The following is an 18,130-nucleotide window of genomic DNA, read 5'->3' on the forward strand; positions in this document are numbered from 1 at the left end:
GGCGCGGCGGTCCCGCGGGGGGACCGCCGCGCCGGGCAGCCGCGACTGGACTTCAGGTGCGCCGGTCAGCCGGCCGCGGGGGCAGCGCCGCCGGGCAGCGCGTTCAGGACATTGCGGAACAGGGTGTCGAGGCGTCCGCCGAGCAGGCCGACGGTGACGATGATGGCGACGGCGATCAGGCCGACCATCAGGCCGTACTCGACCGCGGTCGCGCCCTTCTGCTCCCGCTTGACGCGGTCGGCGGTGAAGGCGGCGAGGGTGTACAGGCTGGTGTAGAGCTGGATCACGTCTGACTCCCGAGGGTGTTCGCCGTCTGACTCGGGTCGGGTGACCCGGTCGTGCGGCTGCACCGGGACCATCGGGCGGACCAGCGGCCGACCTGAGCGACTCCACCCGTACGTGCCGCGTGGTTACCCCATCCGGGTACTGACTGCATCAAAAGCACCACGCTCTGTGACGAGATCCGTGCGCTCAGGAGAGGGGCAGCGCCATCCCCAGGGCGGCGCCGGCCAGCATCGCCGGACCGAACGGCAGGTCGCCGTCCCGGCGCACGCGCCCGGCCGCCAGGAGGACCAGCACGGCAACCGCCTGCACGGCGAAGGCGGCCAGCGCACCGGTGAGCAGGGGGGTCCAGCCGAGCCACCCCAGGTACAGGCCCAGGACCGCCGCCAGCTTGACGTCGCCCATGCCCAGCCCGCTCGGCGAGAGCACCGCGAGCACCAGGAAGCCGGCGAACATCGCGGCGGCGCCCAGCAGCGCGCGGAGGAGTGCCGGCCAGTCCCCGGTCGCCGCGGCGGCGCAGGCGAGGAGGACCGTCCCGGCCGCCAGGGTGGGCAGCACCACCCGGTCGGGCAGCAGCCGATGACGGGCGTCGACAACGGCGAGCAGGACGGCTGCCGTGGCGAGCACCAGGAACGCCGGCACCTCCGCGGACGCACCGAAGCGCAGGGCCACCAGCAGGAAGGCGGCGGCCGTCGCGAGCTCCACCACGGGTGGTCGCACTGCGGCGGCGCCGGGCCCCACGAGCTCGCGCGGCATCACCGGGACAGGCCAGGGGAACCGCCCCGCGACCCGGTTGACCAGCACGCCGGCACCCAGGCCGAGAGCTGCCGCGACCGGCAGGAGGAGCAGGGGCACCCCGGCACCCTGCCACGAGGGCGGCCGCCGGTCCGCTTCCCGCGCCGGCGACTCACCCCGCCGAGGCGGGCGCGGGGCCGAGCAGCCGCTCGATGAGGCGACGGTCCCCCGGCCAGGCGTCCAGGAGGACGTCCCGGGGCACCCGGCGGGCGGCGTAGCGCAGTGCCAGCGCCACCACCACGACGTCGTCCAGGGGCCCGATCACCGGCAGGAACTCCGGGATCAGGTCGACCGGGGAGAGCACCCAGAGCCCGGCGACGGCCAGCGCCGCCTTGGCCCGGCGCGGGACGGCGGGGTGCCGCCGCAGCCGGCGCACCGTGGTGAGGCAGGCGGGTAGGAAGCGGGCCAGCTCCCGCGGCAGCCCGGGGGGCAGCCGCCGGGCCAGCACCACGAGCAGCGCCCAGCTCAGGAGGACGACGCCCGCCCCCACCGCCACGGCCATCGCCCACGTGCGCACCGGCCCATCCTGCCCCGGCGGTGCGGCGGGCCGAACCGACAGCCTCCGCACAGCTCCAGGGGCCACACTTCCCGGCAGCGCAGCACCGCACGGAGGAGGTACTCGATGGCGACGGAGCCCGATGCCGGCACCGCGAACGCGACAGGACCCGGGACGGCCGCACCACGAGCCCGCTCCTCGGACGCCGAGCGCGCCGCATGCGTCGAGGCACTGCAGGACGCGGTGGCCCGTGGCCTGCTCACGCCCGACGAGGGCGGCGGGCGCATGGGGGCCGCCCTCGCCGCCCGCTTCCGGGACGAGCTGCCGGGGTTGACCGCCGACCTGCCACCGGCCGCCGCTCTCCCGCGGGCGGCGCCGCCCGGCTGGCCGCAGCTGGGCTCGATGCTGGCGGCGCAGGTGCGCCAGGCGGCGTCGGCCGTCCGGGCGGGTGGGCTGTGGTCGCGGCAGGCGCTGGTGGCCGCGCTCGTCGCGGTGCTGCTCATCGGCTTCCTCGTCACACTCGGTCTGACGCTCGCCGGGCTCGGCGGACCGGACGCCTTCGACGGGTTCGCCGGCGGCGGCCCCGGCCACCACGGCGGCATCGGCCGCTGACCGGCCCGACCGCCCTCCATCGGGTGAACCCGGGAGGTCGGGCTCCACCGCGGCGCGGTAGCCGCCGATGACCCGGACGTGACGACTGGTCCGGACACCCGGGTGCTGCCCGGTGCACCCCGCCGCACGCTGGCGGCCGTCGCCGTGCTCGTCGTTGCCACGCCCGCCGTGGGCGTCACCACCGGGTCGGACGCCGGGCACCTGCTGCTCACCCTCGGGCTGTTCGCCGCGCTGTGGCGGGTCGTGCACTGGCGCGCGCAGCGGGTCGACGCCGAGCGTCGACTCTGGCGCGGGCTGGAGCTGGCCGCCGCCCTGCACGCCGGGGCCGCCGTCACCGGGCTGGTGCTGCACATCACGGGAGCCGCCCGCGACCTCGTCCTGGCGCCCCTGGTGTGGGCCTCGATCGCGATCTTCCCCGCCGTGTACGGACCGCTGGTCCTGTGGAACCGGACCAGGACCCAGATCGCCGACCCGAACGACTCGGGCAACGGCCTGGCCGCCGTGCTCGCGGTCGCCGCGGTGACCGACACCGTGCTGGCGTACACCGGCGGCGCCGCCGGGGCCGGCCCGGTGTGGCTGGACCTGCCGCGGCTGCTCCAGCTGGGCACGGCATTCGTCGTGCTGGGCACGGCCGCGACCGTGACCACGATCGTCGGGCTGCGCCGCGATCCCCGCAGCTGGCTGCTGCTGGGCTGCTTCGCCGGTGACCTCGTCGCGGCGGCGCTGACCGCGGGCACCGCGGGCGCCCACGTGGGCTGGACGGCCTCGGCGGTCACGGTGCTGTGCACGTGCCTGGCCGCCGTCCTCCGCCCGGCCCAGGTGACGCCCCAGCCGACGGATCCCACGGCGACCACGGTGGGCGCGTTCGTCGTCGTCATGGCGTGCACCGCGGTGCTGACCCTCGGCGCGCTCGGCGCGCCCAGCGCGGCCGCGGGCACGTGGTGCGCCGGGATCGCGGCCGCCGCGGCGAGCCTGCGGCTGCTGTTCAACGTCCAGGACCTGAGCGAGCTCGCGGTCAGCCGGCGGGAGGCGCTCACCGACGACCTGACCGGACTGGCCAACCGGCGGGCGGTGCTGCGCCGGGTCCGGCGGCTGTGCGGCCGGCGCCAGCCGTTCGTGTTCGCGCTGCTCGACCTCGACAAGTTCAAGGAGGTCAACGACGGCCTCGGGCACGCAGCCGGCGACGACCTGCTGCAGCTGGTCGGACGCCGGCTAGAGTCGATGCTCGGGCCCGATGCCGTGGTGGGCCGGCTGGGCGGCGACGAGTTCGCCATCGTCGTCCCGGCGGCGTCCCCCGGTCAGCCCTACACCCTCGCCGCTCGGCTGGGCGCCGACCTGTGCCAGTGGATGGCCGAGCCGTTCGACGTCGGCGGGCTGACCCTGCACGTGCGGATCAGCGTCGGCGTCGCCCGGCACGACGGCGCCGGGCATGCCGCCGAGTCGTGCTCGACGGAGCTGCTCCGCCACGCGGACACCGCGCTGTACGACGCGAAGCGCTCCGGCAGCGGCGCCGTCGTCCACGACGCCACGCGGCATGCGGACAACAGCGGCCGCCTCGCGCTGGTCGAGGAGCTGCGCACCGCGATCGCGACCGGTCAGCTGGTGCTGCACCACCAGCCGCAGGTGGACGTCGGGACCGGCCGCACCGTCGGCGTGGAGGCCCTCGTCCGGTGGCAGCACCCCACCCGCGGGCTGCTGGGCCCGGCGGAGTTCGTGCCGCTGGCGGAGGTGCACGGGCTGATGGGCGCGGTCACCGACGTGGTGCTGTCGCAGGCGGTCGCCCAGGCGGCCCAATGGCGCCGGGACGGGCTGGACCTGCGGCTCTCGGTCAACCTGTCGGCCAGCAACCTGCTGGACACCGCGCTCCCGGAGCGGGTGCACGGACTGCTGCGGGCGCACGGGGTCCCGCCGTCGGCGCTGGTGCTCGAGGTGACCGAGACGGTGCTGATGAGCGACCCGGAGCGCAGCCTCGCCGTGGTCCGCGCACTGACCGAACTGGGCACGACCGTGAGCATCGACGACTTCGGCACCGGCTACGCCTCGCTGACCTACCTGCGGCAGCTGCCGGTCGCGGAGCTGAAGCTCGACCGGTCGTTCACCGCGGACCTGCTCACCGACCTGCGGACGGCGGCGATCGTCAGCAGCACCATCGACCTGGCGCACCAGCTCGGGTTGCGGGTGGTCGCCGAGGGCGTCGAGGACCCGGCGACGCTGGCGCACCTGAAGGCGCTGTCCTGCGACGAGAGCCAGGGCTTCCTGCACTCCCGGCCGCTGCCGGCCGCCGACCTGGTCAGCTGGCTGACGGTGCGGGAGCAGCTGCTGCGGGCCTGACCCGCGACCCGGACGCCGACGGGCCCGGCCCTCCGCAGCGGAGGACCGGGCCCGTCGGTGGTGCGGTGGATCAGGCGTTCGCGGGCCGCAGGTCGGCGTCCACGCCACCGGTCTCGGCGACCGGGGCCAGCGGCTCGACCGGACGACCGGAGTGGAACCGCTCCAGGTCCAGGATGCCCTCGCGCTTGGCGACGATCGTCGGGACCAGCGCCTGGCCGGCCACGTTGACCGCGGTGCGGCCCATGTCGAGGATCGGGTCGATCGCCAGCAGCAGACCGACCCCGGCCAGGGGCAGGCCCAGCGTGGACAGCGTGAGGGTCAGCATGACCACGGCGCCGGTGACGCCCGCGGTCGCGGCGGAGCCGACGACGGAGACCAGCGCGATCAGCAGGTAGTCCGTGATCGACAGGTCCACGTCGAAGAACTGCGCGACGAAGATCGCGGCGAGCGCGGGGTAGATCGCCGCGCAGCCGTCCATCTTCGTGGTCGCGCCCAGCGGGACGGCGAACGAGGCGTAGCTCCGCGGCACGCCCAGCTCCTGCTCGGTGACCCGCTCGGTGACGGGCAGGGTGCCGATCGAGGAGCGGGACACGAACGCCAGCTGGATGGCCGGCCAGGCACCGGCGAACCAGCGCACCGGCGACAGGCCGTGCGCACGGAGCAGCACCGGGTAGACGACGAAGAGCACCAGGGCCAGCCCGGCGTAGACGGCGCCGGCGAAGACGCCCAGCGAGCCGAGGGACTCCCAGCCGTAGGTGGCCACCGCGTTGCCGATGAGGCCGAGCGTGCCGATCGGGGCCAGCAGGATGACCCACCAGAGGACCTTCTGCACGATCGCGAGCGCGGCGCGCACGACGGCGAGGAAGGGCTCCGCCGGCTCGCCGACCTTCAGCGCGGCCACGCCGATCGCGACGGCGAGCACGATGAGCTGCAGCACGTTGAACGACAGCCCGACCGACCCGTCGTCGTGCGCGGCGGCCTGCAGGCCGAGGACGTTGCCCGGCACGAGACCGGTCAGGAAGTCGAACCAGGAGCCGGTGGACGGCGGCGGGGCCTGGGCTGCGGCGTCGACGGAGCTGTTCCTGCCGGGCTCGGTGAGCAGGCCCAGGCCGATGCCGATGGATACGGCGATCAGCGCGGTGATGCCGAACCAGAGCAGGGTCTGCCCGGCGAGCCGGGCGGCGTTGGAGACCTGCTTGAGGTTCGCGATGCTGACGATCACCGCGGTGACGATCAGCGGCGGGACGAGGACCTTCAGCAGCGTGACGAAGGTGTTGCCGACCGTCTGCAGCGTGCTGGTGAGCCAGTTCGGCGAGCCGTCGGCGACGGGACCGATCTCCCGGGCCACGAGGCCCAGGACGACGCCGAGCACGAGGGCGAGGAGGACCTGCGCCGCGAAGGGGACGCGACGGAGACGTGCGAGCACAGAGGTGCCTTTCGGGGAGGAGCTTCGGGAGGAGGGGACGGCGGCGCGCACGGCGTCAACAGCCGGCGGTCGTCACCCGGCCGAAGTCGAGCTCGCGCCGTCGCGTGAGGCCCCAGAGGTTGTGCACGCAGGGCTCAATGCCACACCCGGGTCGTTGCATCCCGCCTGTGCCGCACCTCACGGCGCGCGCATCAGTCCTGCGTCGTCCCGCCGGAGCCGGCCGTGGCCAGCAGGTCGCGGAGGACGAACCGCATGATCCCGCCGTGCCGGTAGTGCTCCGCCTCCCGCGCGGTGTCCAGCCGGACCCGGGCCTGGAAGGCCCGGCCGTCCGTGAGGACGGTGACCGTGGTGCCACCTCCCGGCGTCACGGCCTGGGCGAGTCCGCGGATGTCGAAGACCTCGGTCCCCGTGAGCCCGAGGCTCTCGGCGTTCTCCCCGTCCAGGAACTGGAGCGGGAGCACCCCCATGCCGACCAGGTTCGACCGGTGGATGCGCTCGAAGGACTCCGCGAGCACCGCACGGACCCCGAGCAGCGCGGGGCCCTTGGCGGCCCAGTCGCGCGACGACCCGCTGCCGTACTCCTTGCCCGCCACCACGAGCAGCGGGACGCCGGCCGCCCGGTAGGCGAGCGCGGCGTCGTAGATCGACTCCACCTCGCCGGTGAGGAAGTTGTTCGTCCAGCCCCCGACCGTGCCCGGGGTGAGCTGGTTGCGCAGCCGGACGTTGGCGAAGCAGCCCCGCATCATCACCTCGTGGTTGCCGCGGCGTGAGGCGTAGGTGTTGAGCTCGAACCGGGGCACGCCGAGGTCCGTCAGGTACCGGCCGGCCGGCGTGTGCGGCGGGATCGCGCCCGCCGGCGAGACGTGGTCGGTGGTCACCGAGTCGCCGAGCTGCACGAGCACGCGGGCACCGGTGACGTCCTGGACGGCGTCGGGCTCGGCGGGCATCCCGTCGAGGTAGGGGGGACGGCGCAGGTACGTCGACCCCTGCTCCCAGGCGAAGGTCTCCCCCACCGGCACGTCCAGTCCCCGCCAGCGATGGTCGCCACTGAAGACGTCGGCGTAGGCCCGGGTGAACATGCCGGCGTCGAGGGTGGCCTCGATGACCTCCTGCACCTCGCGGGAGGTGGGCCAGATGTCGCGCAGGTACACCGGCCGGCCGTCCGACCCGGTGCCCAGCGGTTCCCGCACCGGATCGATGTCCATGGTCCCGGCGATGGCGTAGGCCACTACCAGCGGCGGCGACGCCAGGTAGTTCATCCGGACGTCCGGGTTGCTCCGCCCGTCGAAGTTGCGGTTGCCGGACAGCACCGACACCACGGTGAGGTCGTGGTCGGCGACCGCGCGGGACACCTCGTCGATGAGCGGCCCGGACGCCCCGATGCAGGTCATGCAGCCGTAGCCGGCGAGGTGGAAGCCCAGGGCCTTGAGGTACGGGGTGAGGCCGGCCTCGTCGAAGTAGTCGGTGACGGTCCGCGAGCCCGGCGAGAGGCTGGTCTTCACCCAGGGCTGCGCGCGCAGGCCCCGCTCGACGGCCTTCTTCGCCAGCAGCCCGGCGGCCACCATGACCGTCGGGTTGGACGTGTTGGTGCACGAGGTGATCGACGCGATGGCGACGCTCCCGTGCGAGAGCTGCGCGGGTCGGCCGCCGAGGGTGACGGCCACCGTCCCGGACGTCCGCGGCGAGACCGGCTCGTTCGTGGTGGGCAGGGGCGGGAGCTCGGCGACCGGCGCCTCCGTGTCGATCGCCGGCGGGTCGCTGGCGGGGAACGACTCCTCCGACGCCTCGTCGACCCAGGACGTCACGGCAGCCGGCGACGCCGGGACGTCGAGGGCGAGGGCGGCTCCGAGAGCGGAGCGGAACCCCTCCTTGGCCCGGTCCAGCCGGACCCGCTGCTGCGGCCGGCTGGGACCGGCCAGCGACGGGACGACGGTCGCCAGGTCGAGCTCCAGGAACTCGGTGTAGCGCGGTACCGCCGTCGGGTCGTGCCAGAGCCCCTGCTCCTTGGCGTAGGCCTCGACCAGGGCGACCTTCCGGTCGTCTCGGCCGGTGAAGCGCAGGTACCGCAGGGTCTCGTCGTCGATCGGCCAGAACGCGCAGGTGGAGCCGAACTCCGGGCTCATGTTGGAGATGGTCACGCGGTCGGCGAGCGTGGTCCCGGAGACGCCGGGTCCGTAGAACTCCACGAACTTCCCGACCACACCGTGCCCGCGGAGCGTCTCGGTGATGGTCAGCACCAGGTCGGTGGCGGTGGACCCCTCGGGCAGCGAGCCGTGCAGGCGGATGCCGACGACCGGCGGGATCAGCATCGACAGCGACTGGCCGAGCATGGCCGCCTCGGCCTCGATCCCACCGATCCCCCACCCGAGGACGCCGAGGCCGTTGACCATCGTGGTGTGCGAGTCCGTTCCGAGGCAGACGTCCGGGAACGCCCAGCCGTCCTGCTCCATGACCACGCGCGCGAGGAACTCGACGTTGACCTGGTGCATGATCCCGGTCCCCGGCGGGACCACCACGAAGTTCTGCAGCGTCGACTGGCCCCACCGGAGGAACCGGTAGCGCTCGGCGTTGCGCGAGTACTCGATCTCGACGTTGCGCTCGAACGCGTCCGCGGTGCCGAACACGTCGGCGATGACCGAGTGGTCGACCACCAGTTCCGCCGGGATGGCCGGGTTGACCAGGTCCGCCCGGCCGCGCAGCTCGTCCGCGGCGTCCCGCATGGCGGCGAGGTCGGCCAGCGTCGGCACACCGTTCGTGTCGTGCAGGAAGATGCGGGACGGGGTGAGGTCCACGGCAGCGCCGGACGGGCCCGCCGTACCCCACGCCAGCAGTGCCTCCACCTGCTCCCCGGTCACCCGGACGCCGTCCTCGTGGCGGAGCAGGCTCTCCAGGACGATCCGCAGGCTGATCGGCAGCTCCGGCGGGGCGGTCCCCGCGAGGCGGTGGATCGCATGCTGCTGATCCCCCACCGTCAGGGTCCCCGCGGTGTCGAAGCTGTTGGCGCCGCGCGTGCTCACGATCGTCCTTCCTCGGTCCGGTCGGCCGGCCGGCCCTCCGGGATGTCGTCGGGGAACAGCGGCAGGCAGTAGGTGATGCCGTGACTCCCGTCCCACCATGAGCGTTATAAGCTATGAGCGTCAAGTCCCCGTGTGGCGCCGGACTTGTCCCCGCAGGCCGATCCGGCTTCATGGCTGGTCGCGGCCCCGCCGCTGGCCACTCGCGGTGGCCAGAACACCCCGGAAGGTCGTGTCGCCTAGCCGTAACAGGCCAGGTTGGCTATAACGGTGTCGAGACAGGAGGCCTCATGACCCAACCGGCGGAGCTGTACGCGACCAAGAGCGACTTCGCGTACACACGCGTGCGAGAGCTGATCCTCTCCGGGGAGCTCGAACCCGGCTCGGTCATCAACCAGGCCGTCCTGGCAAGGGAGATCGGCATCAGCACCACGCCGCTGCGGGAGGCGCTGCGGCGGCTGATGCAGCAGGGCCTCGTCGAGCTCGACGCGCACCGCGACGCGCGGGTGACGCAGCTGAACGCCGAGGAGGCACGGGATCTGCTCGAGGTGCGCCGCTCCCTCGATCCGATGGCCGCGTCCCTGGCCGCCGAGCGACGGACCAGGCAGGACCTCGTCGAGATGCGGGCCAGTCTCGACGGGCTGGACGCCCTGCCGAGCAACCCCACGATGACCCAGCTCCTCGCGCACCGGCGCTTCCACACGGCGGTCTACCGCGCCTCGCACAACGCGCTGCTCATCGAGATGCTCGACGGCCTGTGGGACCAAGGCGACCGCTACCGGCGGCACGGCCTCCAGGTCGAACGCAGTCCGGAGGAACGGGCCATGAAGGCCAACGAGCACCAGCTGCTCTTCCAGGCCATCGTGGAAGGTGACACCGAGACCGCCGCCGACGTGATGCGCGCCCACATCCAGACCAGCCTGGGCGCCAAGTCCGCCTGGCGGCTGGCGAAGCCGGGCGCTTCCGCCGACGAGTCTTGAACACCCGCCGCGTCCGCGGGGCCGGCCGGCCGGACCGGCGCCTGCTGGCACTGCTGCTGGTCCACTCCGTCCTGACCCAGGTCATCACCTTCGTCGTCCGGCCCGCGGCGACCTACCGCGCGCTCGAGCTCGACGTCCCCGGCGCCTGGCTCGGCGCGCTCGCCGCGTCCTTCGCGGTCGTGCCCCTGGTGCTCGCCGTCCCCTCCGGACAGGCGACCGACCGGTTCGGGGAACGCCGGGTCATGCTGGCCGGGTCGCTGCTGCTGGCCGGCTCGGGTGCCCTGCTCCTGCTCGCCGGGAGCACTCCCGCCGGCCTGGTCCTGGGCACCGCGGTGCTGGGCACCGGTCACCTGTTCTGCGTGATCGGCCAGCAGGCGGCGGTCGCGAACTCCGCACCCGAGGGCCGCTACGACGCGGCGTTCGGCTACTACACGTTCGCCGCGTCGCTCGGCCAGGCGATCGGCCCCGGCCTGATCATCCTGGTCGGCGGGCAGCAGACGATCCCCGACACCGCGCCCCTCTTCGCGGCGGCGCTGGGCATGGGGGTGCTGCTGTTCCTCTGCTCGGCCGGCATGCGGTTCCCCGCTCGGGCCTCGGCGGGGGCCGCCGGCGAGCGCGGTTCGATGCGGACGCTGGTGCGACTGCCAGGCCTGCTGCGTGCGCTCCTGGTCAGCTGCGTCGTCCTGGCGGCCGTCGACATCACGCTCGTGTACCTGCCGGCGCTGGGCGCCGACCGTGGACTGGCGGCCGGGTTCGTCGGGCTGCTGCTCACGCTCAGGGCGGTGGCGTCGATGGGCTCCCGGTTGTTCCTGGGACGGCTCGTCGACCTGCTCGGGCGGCGGCACCTCATGGTCGGGGCGGTCACGCTCTCCGCGATCGCCATGGCCGTCGCCGGACTGCCCATGCCGCCCGCCGCACTGGCCGCCGTCGTCGTCCTGCTCGGCCTGGGCCTCGGGGTCGGTCAGCCGCTGACCATGGCGTGGCTGGCCACCTCGGCCCCACCGGGCCTGCGCGGCCGCGCGATGTCGCTGCGGCTGACGGGCAACCGCCTGGGCCAGGTCGTCATCCCCAGTGCCGTGGGCGCCGTCGCCGCCGGCGTCGGCGCAGCCGGCGTGCTCTTGGCCACCGCCGGCGCCCTCGGCGTCGTCGCCGCACTGTCCCGCCGCTTCGGCGGCGACAACCGTCCCCCCGTCCCCTGAACGTCCCCACCACACCGACGACCGACACGGAGCTCCTCATGACCTTCGCCACCGCCGACCTGTACGACGAGCACGGCGACGACCTGGCCTCCTGTGACCTCCAGTTCCGCCAGTTCGGTGCGCACCGGGTCTTCACCGGCCGGGTCACCACCGTCCGCTGCTTCGAGGACAACGCGCTGCTCAAGTCCGTCGTCGAGCAGCCCGGGGACGGCCAGGTGCTGGTGGTCCAGGGCGGCGGATCCCTGCACCGGGCGCTGATGGGCGACAACATCGCCCAGATCGCAGCGGACAACGGCTGGGCCGGGGTCGTCATCCACGGCGCCGTCCGGGACGTCGCGCTGCTGTCGGGCATCCCGCTCGGCATCAAGGCCCTCGGCTCGAACCCGCGCAAGAGCACCAAGACCGGGGCCGGCGACCGGGACGTCCCGGTGACCTTCGGCGGCACCACCTTCGAGCCGGGCGACCAGCTGTGGTCCGACGACGACGGCGTCGTCGTGCTGCCGGCGTCCGCGCAGCGCGCCACTTCCTGAGCCCCCTCGGGGAGCGGCCCACCGCCGCGGGACGGGCGGCCCCGCGAGCGGGGGGCGACGGACGAGTCGGCCTGTACGCCGGGTTCTGTCCCCGGGGGCCTCGCGGCACCCCGTTGGGCGGTCATCCATCTAGGCCTGCCGTTGCCGGCAGGCTCGAGCGGTCCACCCGCAGGCTCGGGCGGGCAGCCCTCGAACGCCTGCGCAGGACGGCGGTCGCCCGCCGTCCCTCTCGACCTTGCTCCGGGTGGGGTTTACCGAGCCGCACCGGTCACCCGGTGCGCGGTGGTCTCTTACACCGCCGTTTCACCCTTACCAGCGGCGAACCGCTGGCGGTCTGTTCTCTGTGGCACTGTCCCGCGGGTCACCCCGGGTCGCTGTTAACGACCACCCTGCCCTGTGGAGCCCGGACGTTCCTCGGCGACGGGGTCTCCCCCGCCGACGCGACCGCCCAGCCGACTCGTCCGTCGTGCCGACCAGCCTACCGGCCGCGGAATCCGCGGACGGCGGCGAGCGCGTTGACGGCCCTGCGCCACGGAGCCACGATGCCTGATAGTGCCAGGGCGGACCACGCGCGAGGGGCCTGCCGAGCGTCGCTCCGGGAGGTGGCACACCGGATCGGCATGCGCCTTCCGCACGGACCTCCTCGTTCGCGGTCAGCCTGAGGACACCACCACCCCTGGGAGACAACGATGGGGACCGACCGACCGGCCCGCCGCACCACCGCCGCGCGGGCGTCCACGCTCGACCGCGGCACGGCCACGTCGCTCGCGGCCACCGAGTACGAGCGTGTCGCCATGCTCTTCGAGAGCCTCACCCCGCTGCAGTGGCGGCTGCCCACCGAGTGCCCCGGCTGGGACGTCCGCGCGATGGCCGGGCACATGCTCGGCATGGCCCAGATGGTCGCCACCGTGCCCGCGATGGTCCGCCAGCAGATGTCGGCGGGCCGGGCCGCGAAGCGGACCGGCACCCCGTCGATCGACTGCCTCACCCGCCTGCAGGTGGAGCAGAACGCCCGGCTGAGCACCACGGAACTGACACAGCAGATGCGCGTCGTCGGCCCCCGCGCGGTCCGCGGCCGGCGACGCATGTCGGGTGTGCTCGGCCGCCGCACGCTGCCCGAGCTGCAGACCGTCGGCGACCAGCAGGAATGGTGGACCTTCGGCTACCTCTTCGACGTGGTCCTCACGCGTGACCCCTTCATGCACCGGATCGACATCAGCCGGGCCACCGGTGTCCCGCTGGACGCGACCGCCGACCACGAGGGCGTGCTCGTCGACGACGTGGTGCGCGAGTGGACCACCCGCCACGGCCGGCGGGTCCGCGTGGAGCTGTCCGGCCCCGCCGGTGGCCGCTGGGGTGATCCCGACGGCGAGCTGCTCACCATGGACGCCCTGGAGTTCTGCCGGACGCTGTCGGGTCGGGAGGCCGCGACGGGCCCGCTGGCCCAGCAGGTGCCCTTCTGAGTGGCACCTCCCTCAGCCCCAGTAGAGCCGGAACCCGACCCGCCGCCGGTCGTCCTCGGTGAGGGTCCCCATGTCGATGACCTGCCGCGCCTGCTCCTCGACGGGGACGTCCGACAGCAGCGCGAGGTAACGGCGGTGCTCGCTCAGGGAACGGACGGCGGCGTCGACGTGCGACGCGACGTCCACCTCGTGGGGCGGGTCGGACATGTCCTGCACCGCGATGTACTGCACGCCCTTCCACCGCGGCTCGGCCAGGTCGGGGAAGATCCACTCGTTCGCCGCGTCGGCGACGGCGTCGATCACGCTCTGGCCGAGCGCCCGGTGGTCGGCGGAGTTCACGTACGCCGGTGACACCCCGGGCGGGGTCCACGTGGCCCCGAAGTACCCGGTGACGACCAGTTCCGGGCGGTGCCGCCGGATCGCCGCGGCCAGGTCCCGCCGCAGGTCGGGCCCGGCGACGAGGACGCCGTCCCGGTGGCCGAGGAACTCGACCTCGGAGACGCCCACGACCGCGGCCGACCGCCGTTCCTCGTCCTCCCGCAGCGGCCCGGCGGTCTCCGGGGCCACTCCCTCCATCCCGGCCTCGCCACGGGTGGCCAGCAGGTAGTGCACCTCCTTGCCGGCCGCCGTCCAGGCCGCGACCGCCGCGGCGATGCCGTACTCGATGTCGTCCGGGTGGGCGGCGACGACGAGCGCGCGCTGCCAGTCGTCGGGGAAGGGCGCTGAGGGCATGGCCGGCAGTCTGCTCCCGATCACCGCGCGGCGGCAGGCTCCCGCTGCTCAGCGGGGCGGCGCGCCAGCGCCGGGGCGGCGGCCCGAACCAGCCAGACCACCAGCAGCCCGCCGACGATCCCCGCGGCGCCGCAGAGGAGGAAGACGTCGCGCAGCCCGTCGGCGTACGTGGCGGCCACCAGGTCGGCCACGGCGGCCCGCTGCTCAGGCGGCGCCCCGCCGATCACCGCGCCGGCCTGGCCGGCGCTCAGCGCGGAGGCCGTGCCCGACGGGTCCTGGACGGCGGCTCCGCTGAGCACCGCGCCGGCGCGGGCAGTGAAGACGCTGCCGAGGACCGCGACGCCGAGCGCGAACCCCAGTTGCCGGGCGGTGTTGACCGCTCCCGAGGCCATCCCGCTGTGCTCCCGGGGGACGGCGGCCAGCGCCGCGGAGGCCAGCGTGGGGTTGGCGGCACCCACCCCGACGCCGAGGACGGCGAGACCCGGCACCAGCACCGGCCAGCTCGACCCGCCGTCCAGGCGAGCCATGAGCAGGCTGCCGACGCCGATGAGCACGAGGCCCGCGCCGAGCACGAAGCGCGGCGGCCGGGTCTGCAGCGCGCGCCCGGCGAGGGCCGCCACCAAGAAGCTGAGCAGCGACAGCGGGATGAACACCAGCCCACCCTGCAGCGGGGACAGCCCCAGCACCGACTGCAGCCACAGCGAGACGTAGAGGTTGGAGGAGAAGGCGGCGGCGTTGAGCAGCAGGCCGCCGAGCATGATCCCGCTGAACGAGCGGGAGCGGAACAGCCCGACGTCGAGCATCGGGGCCGCGCGGCGCCGCTCGACGAGCACCCACGCGGCGAGGACGACGAGCCCGCCGGCGATCGGCGCCCAGGCGGTCGGCCGGCCCCAGCCGTCGGCCGCGGCGCGCACCAGGCCCAACACGACCCCGCCCGCGCCCAGGGTGAACAGCGCGATGCCCGGGACGTCGGGGTGCGGGGCACCCGGCTGGCGCGCCTCCCGCACCACCGCGATGGTCAGCCACACGGCGAGGACGCAGACCGGCAGGTTGACGAAGAAGATCCACCGCCAGGCGACCTCGGTCAGCGCCCCGCCCAGGATCGGCCCGATCGCGGCGGCGGCACCGACGACGGCGCCCCACACGCCGAACGCCGTCCCCCGGTCCCGCCCCTCGTACGTGCTGTTGATCAGGGCGGTCGTGGTCGCGAACATCGCCGCCCCGCCGATCCCCTGCACCGCGCGGGCGACGATGAGCAGCGGCGCGGTCGGCGCCAGCCCGCAGGCGAGCGAGGCGACGGCGAAGAGCACCAGGCCGGCGAGGTACAGCCGCCGGCGGCCGTAGAGGTCGGCGAGCGACCCGGCGCCCAGCACCAGGGCGGCCAGCGCCAGCGCGTACACGTCCACCACCCACTGCAGCTGGCTGGAGGTGGTCGCGAGGTCGGCCGCGATGTCGGGCAGCGCGACGTTCACGATCGTGACGTCGACCAGGAGCATGAAGGTGCCGGTGCAGATCGCGACCAGCGGGAGCCACTTGTGCACCGGCGTCCCATGCCCGCGATGTGCAGTGCGCAACCAGTTCGGCCGCCGATCGGCGGTGCGAGGAGCGTCACCGTAGGCTCGCCGTTCGTGTCCGCCGTCGACCTCCTCATCGCCGCCGGGGTCGCCCTCCTCGCCGGCGGGATCAACTCCATCGCCGGCGGGGGGTCGCTCATCCTCTTCCCGACCCTGGTCGGCCTCGGTCTGGGCACGGTGCCCGCGAACGTCACCAACTCGATCGCGCAGTGGCCCGGTTACATCGGCGGGGTGCTCGGCTTCCGCCGCGAGTACGCCGGCCAGCGGTCCCGGCTGATCCGGTTCTCGGTGGTCGCGGTGCTGGGCGGGGCCACGGGGTCGGTGCTGCTGCTGACCACGCCGAGCGAGGCGTTCGACACCGTCGTCCCGGTCCTGGTCTTCCTGGCCAGCATCCTGCTGGCCTTCCAGCCGATGATCACCCGGCGGCTCAAGGGGCACGAGGACGACCCGCTCACCGGCGACCCCGCGTGGCTGTACGTCGCGCTGTTCCTCGCCACCGTCTACGGCGGCTACTTCGGCGGCGCGCTCGGGGTGATCCTGGTCGGGGTGCTGGGCGTGGGGCTGCACCGGCTGAAGCTGGCCAACGCCATGAAGAGCGCGATCTCGGTGACCACCGCCACGGTCACGGTGCTGATCTTCGGGATCTTCGGCCCGGTGGCGTGGGAGTACGTCGCGGTCTGCGCCCCGGCCAGCCTGGTCGGCGGCTTCCTCGGCGCGAAGGTGGCCACCCGCATCCCGACCACGCCGCTGCGGGTGCTCATCGTCGTGTTCGGGGTCGCGGTCGCGATCTACCTGTTCCTCCGCCGCTGAGGCGGGGTGGGCTGGACCTCGCGGAAAGACACGCGGCTGACGGGGAGACGAGCCGTCGGCGGGCCCTAGGATCCGGCCGTCGCCCATCGTCCACGCCCCGAAGGGTCTCCCCCGATGCGCCGACTGGCCCCGCTGACCGTGCTCGCCGCCGCCGCGCTGGCCGCGAGCGCGTGTGCCCCTGCGGACGACGCGACGGGCGAGAGCTCTCCCTCCGGCACGGCGGCGTCCGGCGCGTGCACGCCGGAGGACCTGCCGACCCTGGAACCGGGCACCCTCACGATCGCCACCGACCAGCCCGCCTACGAACCGTGGATGGTCGACGACACCCCGGAGAACGGGCAGGGCTTCGAGTCGGCGGTCGCCTACGCCGTCGCCGACCAGCTGGGCTACGGCAAGGACGACGTGACCTGGACCCGGGTCCCGTTCAACGCCGCCATCCAGCCCGGCGAGCGGCCCTTCGACTTCGACATCAACCAGTTCTCCATCACCCCGGAGCGGCAGCAGGCGGTCGACTTCTCCTCGCCGTACTACGGGGTCGCCCAGGCGGTGATCACCACGGCGGGCTCGGCCGCCGACGGCGCGACCGGCCTCGCCGACCTGCGGGGCCTGCGACTGGGCGCCCAGGTGGCGACCACCAGCCTCGACGTGCTGACCGGCGTCATCGCCCCGGACAGCGACCCGGTCGTGTTCAACACCAACGACGACGCCAAGCTCGCCCTGCAGAACGGCCAGGTGGACGCCATCGTCGTCGACCTGCCCACGGCCTTCTACATCACCGCCGCCGAGCTGGACAACGGCGTGATCGTCGGCCAGCTCGAGGACTCGGGCGCCTCCGGCGACCAGTTCGGGCTGCTGCTGGAGAAGGACAGCCCGCTGACCGACTGCGTCAGCGAGGCCGTCGACGCGCTGCGCGAGGACGGCACGCTCGGCGCGCTCGAGCAGCAGTGGCTGTCCGACGTCGCCGACGCACCCGTGCTCAGCTGACCGCCGGGACCGCGGGCGCCGGGTGGGCGCCCAGCGAGCTGGAGCTGTCCCGCCGGGCGTGGCGCCGTGGGCGGGCCCGGCGGTCGACGCTGGTCGCCCTGCTGTCCACCCTGCTGTTCGCGGTCGCCGCGTACCTGGCGGTGACCCGCGCGCCGGGGTGGCCGCGGGTGCGGACGACCTTCTTCTCCTGGTCGGTGGCGGTCGACGCCTTTCCCGACATCCTGCGCGGCCTGTGGCTGAACCTGCAGGTGCTGGTGGTCGGCGGCGCGCTCGTGCTGGTCACCGGCCTGCTGGTGGCCTCGGTGCGCACGCTGCGCGGGCCGGCGCTGGCGCCGCTGCGGATCCTGGCCACGGTCTACGTCGACCTGTTCCGCGGCATGCCGCTGATCATCGTGCTGTACCTGGTCGGGTTCGGGTTCCCGGCGCTGGGCCTGCAGGGGGTCCCGACGTCGGCGTTCGTGCTGGGGACGACGGCGATCGTGCTGGTCTACTCCGCCTACGTCGCCGAGGTGTTCCGGGCGGGCATCGAATCGGTGCACCCCAGCCAGCGGGCCGCGGCGCGCTCGCTGGGGCTCACCCACCGGCAGACCATGCGGATCGTCGTGCTGCCCCAGGCGCTGCGCACGGTCACCCCGGCGCTGCTGAACGACTTCGTGGCGCTGCAGAAGGACGTCGGGCTGATCTCGGTGCTGGGTGCCGTCGACGCGGTCCGCTCGGCCCAGATCGTGGTCGGGCAGACGTTCAACTTCACCCCCTACGTGGTCGCCGGCCTGCTCTTCGTGGTGCTCGCCGTCCCCTCCGCCCGGCTGGCCGACGCGGTGACCGCCCGCGCGCGCCGCCGCCAGCAGAGCGGGTCCCTGCTGTGAAGAACACCCCCTTCCCCCCACCCCCCGCAGGCTCGG

At 74.0% G+C, this 18,130-nt stretch carries 16 protein-coding genes and 1 other RNA gene; 9 read left to right on the top strand and 8 right to left on the bottom strand.

Features of this window, described 5'->3' with window-relative positions; all coding sequences use genetic code 11:
* Positions 1-65: 65 nt before the first annotated feature.
* The 3 genes from HK417_RS14300 to HK417_RS14310 form a co-directional block, all read right to left on the bottom strand.
* Positions 66-287 (bottom strand): Flp family type IVb pilin, encoded by a 222-nt coding sequence (locus tag HK417_RS14300; RefSeq protein ID WP_308123579.1) that lies wholly within the window; start codon positions 285-287, stop codon positions 66-68.
* Positions 288-471: 184 nt separating this feature from the next.
* Complete coding sequence (locus HK417_RS14305; RefSeq protein ID WP_308123580.1) at positions 472-1,137, bottom strand: prepilin peptidase; 666 nt, start codon at positions 1,135-1,137, stop codon at positions 472-474.
* Positions 1,138-1,189: 52 nt separating this feature from the next.
* Positions 1,190-1,594 carry a YkvA family protein gene (locus HK417_RS14310; protein ID WP_308123581.1) on the bottom strand — a complete coding sequence of 135 codons (405 nt, stop codon included), beginning with the start codon at positions 1,592-1,594 and terminating at the stop codon, positions 1,190-1,192.
* Between the two features lie 105 nt (positions 1,595-1,699).
* Here HK417_RS14310 and HK417_RS14315 point away from each other — a divergent pair, with 105 nt between their 5' ends.
* Together HK417_RS14315 and HK417_RS26490 are read left to right on the top strand one after the other, a co-directional pair.
* On the top strand, positions 1,700-2,185 hold the full coding sequence (locus HK417_RS14315) for a DUF1707 SHOCT-like domain-containing protein (RefSeq protein ID WP_222267577.1): 486 nt from the start codon (positions 1,700-1,702) through the stop codon (positions 2,183-2,185).
* Positions 2,186-2,263: 78 nt separating this feature from the next.
* Positions 2,264-4,516, top strand: coding sequence for a putative bifunctional diguanylate cyclase/phosphodiesterase (locus HK417_RS26490; RefSeq protein ID WP_222267579.1), 2,253 nt, complete (start codon positions 2,264-2,266; stop codon positions 4,514-4,516).
* A 70-nt stretch (positions 4,517-4,586) separates the two neighbouring features.
* Here HK417_RS26490 and HK417_RS14325 read toward each other — a convergent pair whose 3' ends face one another.
* Positions 4,587-5,942 carry a dicarboxylate/amino acid:cation symporter gene (locus HK417_RS14325; RefSeq protein WP_222267581.1) on the bottom strand — a complete coding sequence of 452 codons (1,356 nt, stop codon included), beginning with the start codon at positions 5,940-5,942 and terminating at the stop codon, positions 4,587-4,589.
* Positions 5,943-6,133: 191 nt separating this feature from the next.
* Positions 6,134-8,959, bottom strand: coding sequence for an aconitate hydratase (locus HK417_RS14330; RefSeq protein ID WP_222267583.1), 2,826 nt, complete (start codon positions 8,957-8,959; stop codon positions 6,134-6,136).
* Between the two features lie 287 nt (positions 8,960-9,246).
* Here HK417_RS14330 and HK417_RS14335 point away from each other — a divergent pair, with 287 nt between their 5' ends.
* From HK417_RS14335 to rraA, 3 genes are read left to right on the top strand one after another with little or no spacing between them, the layout of a single operon-like run.
* Positions 9,247-9,936, top strand: a complete 690-nt coding sequence (locus HK417_RS14335) for a GntR family transcriptional regulator (protein ID WP_222267585.1) — start codon at positions 9,247-9,249, stop codon at positions 9,934-9,936.
* Positions 9,933-11,135 carry an MFS transporter gene (locus tag HK417_RS14340; protein WP_222267587.1) on the top strand — a complete coding sequence of 401 codons (1,203 nt, stop codon included), beginning with the start codon at positions 9,933-9,935 and terminating at the stop codon, positions 11,133-11,135. The genes HK417_RS14335 and HK417_RS14340 overlap by 4 nt, the downstream gene beginning before the upstream one ends.
* Positions 11,136-11,173: 38 nt before the next feature.
* A complete protein-coding gene (gene rraA, locus HK417_RS14345; protein ID WP_222267589.1) occupies positions 11,174-11,665 on the top strand; it encodes a ribonuclease E activity regulator RraA in 492 nt (163 codons plus the stop codon).
* A gap of 58 nt (positions 11,666-11,723) precedes the next feature.
* Here the strand turns inward: rraA and rnpB are convergent.
* An RNA gene (gene rnpB, locus HK417_RS14350) (RNase P RNA component class A) lies at positions 11,724-12,125 on the bottom strand.
* Between the two features lie 229 nt (positions 12,126-12,354).
* On the opposite strand from rnpB, the gene HK417_RS14355 reads away from it, so the two are divergent.
* Positions 12,355-13,128, top strand: coding sequence for a maleylpyruvate isomerase family mycothiol-dependent enzyme (locus HK417_RS14355; protein ID WP_222267591.1), 774 nt, complete (start codon positions 12,355-12,357; stop codon positions 13,126-13,128).
* 12 nt (positions 13,129-13,140) lie between these two features.
* On the opposite strand, the gene HK417_RS14360 is transcribed toward HK417_RS14355, so the two are convergent.
* Both HK417_RS14360 and HK417_RS14365 read right to left on the bottom strand, forming a co-directional pair.
* Entirely contained in the window at positions 13,141-13,860 is a 720-nt protein-coding gene (locus HK417_RS14360; protein WP_222267593.1) for a PIG-L deacetylase family protein, read from the bottom strand.
* A 20-nt stretch (positions 13,861-13,880) separates the two neighbouring features.
* Positions 13,881-15,401 (bottom strand): MFS transporter, encoded by a 1,521-nt coding sequence (locus HK417_RS14365; RefSeq protein WP_222267595.1) that lies wholly within the window; start codon positions 15,399-15,401, stop codon positions 13,881-13,883.
* 87 nt (positions 15,402-15,488) lie between these two features.
* Between HK417_RS14365 and HK417_RS14370 the strand changes: the two genes are divergently transcribed.
* From HK417_RS14370 to HK417_RS14380, 3 genes are all read left to right on the top strand, one after another.
* Complete coding sequence (locus HK417_RS14370; RefSeq protein ID WP_222267597.1) at positions 15,489-16,244, top strand: sulfite exporter TauE/SafE family protein; 756 nt, start codon at positions 15,489-15,491, stop codon at positions 16,242-16,244.
* 114 nt (positions 16,245-16,358) lie between these two features.
* Entirely contained in the window at positions 16,359-17,228 is an 870-nt protein-coding gene (locus HK417_RS14375) for an ABC transporter substrate-binding protein (protein ID WP_222267599.1), read from the top strand.
* Positions 17,189-18,094 (top strand): amino acid ABC transporter permease, encoded by a 906-nt coding sequence (locus HK417_RS14380; RefSeq protein WP_222267601.1) that lies wholly within the window; start codon positions 17,189-17,191, stop codon positions 18,092-18,094. The genes HK417_RS14375 and HK417_RS14380 overlap by 40 nt, the downstream gene beginning before the upstream one ends.
* Positions 18,095-18,130 lie beyond the last annotated feature (36 nt).

This window comes from Modestobacter marinus (assembly GCF_019799945.1).
Taxonomy (GTDB): Bacteria; Actinomycetota; Actinomycetes; order Mycobacteriales; family Geodermatophilaceae; genus Modestobacter; species Modestobacter marinus_B.

What these genes read in the sequence shown, in the direction of transcription:
- HK417_RS14315 (WP_222267577.1), top strand. Translation starts at nt 1,700, where the DNA reads ATGGCGACGGAGCCCGATGCCGGCACCGCGAACGCGACAGGACCCGGG.
- HK417_RS14335 (WP_222267585.1), top strand. Translation starts at nt 9,247, where the DNA reads ATGACCCAACCGGCGGAGCTGTACGCGACCAAGAGCGACTTCGCGTAC.
- rraA (WP_222267589.1), top strand. Translation starts at nt 11,174, where the DNA reads ATGACCTTCGCCACCGCCGACCTGTACGACGAGCACGGCGACGACCTG.
- HK417_RS14355 (WP_222267591.1), top strand. Translation starts at nt 12,355, where the DNA reads ATGGGGACCGACCGACCGGCCCGCCGCACCACCGCCGCGCGGGCGTCC.
- HK417_RS14360 (WP_222267593.1), bottom strand. Translation starts at nt 13,860, where the DNA reads ATGCCCTCAGCGCCCTTCCCCGACGACTGGCAGCGCGCGCTCGTCGTC.
- HK417_RS14375 (WP_222267599.1), top strand. Translation starts at nt 16,359, where the DNA reads ATGCGCCGACTGGCCCCGCTGACCGTGCTCGCCGCCGCCGCGCTGGCC.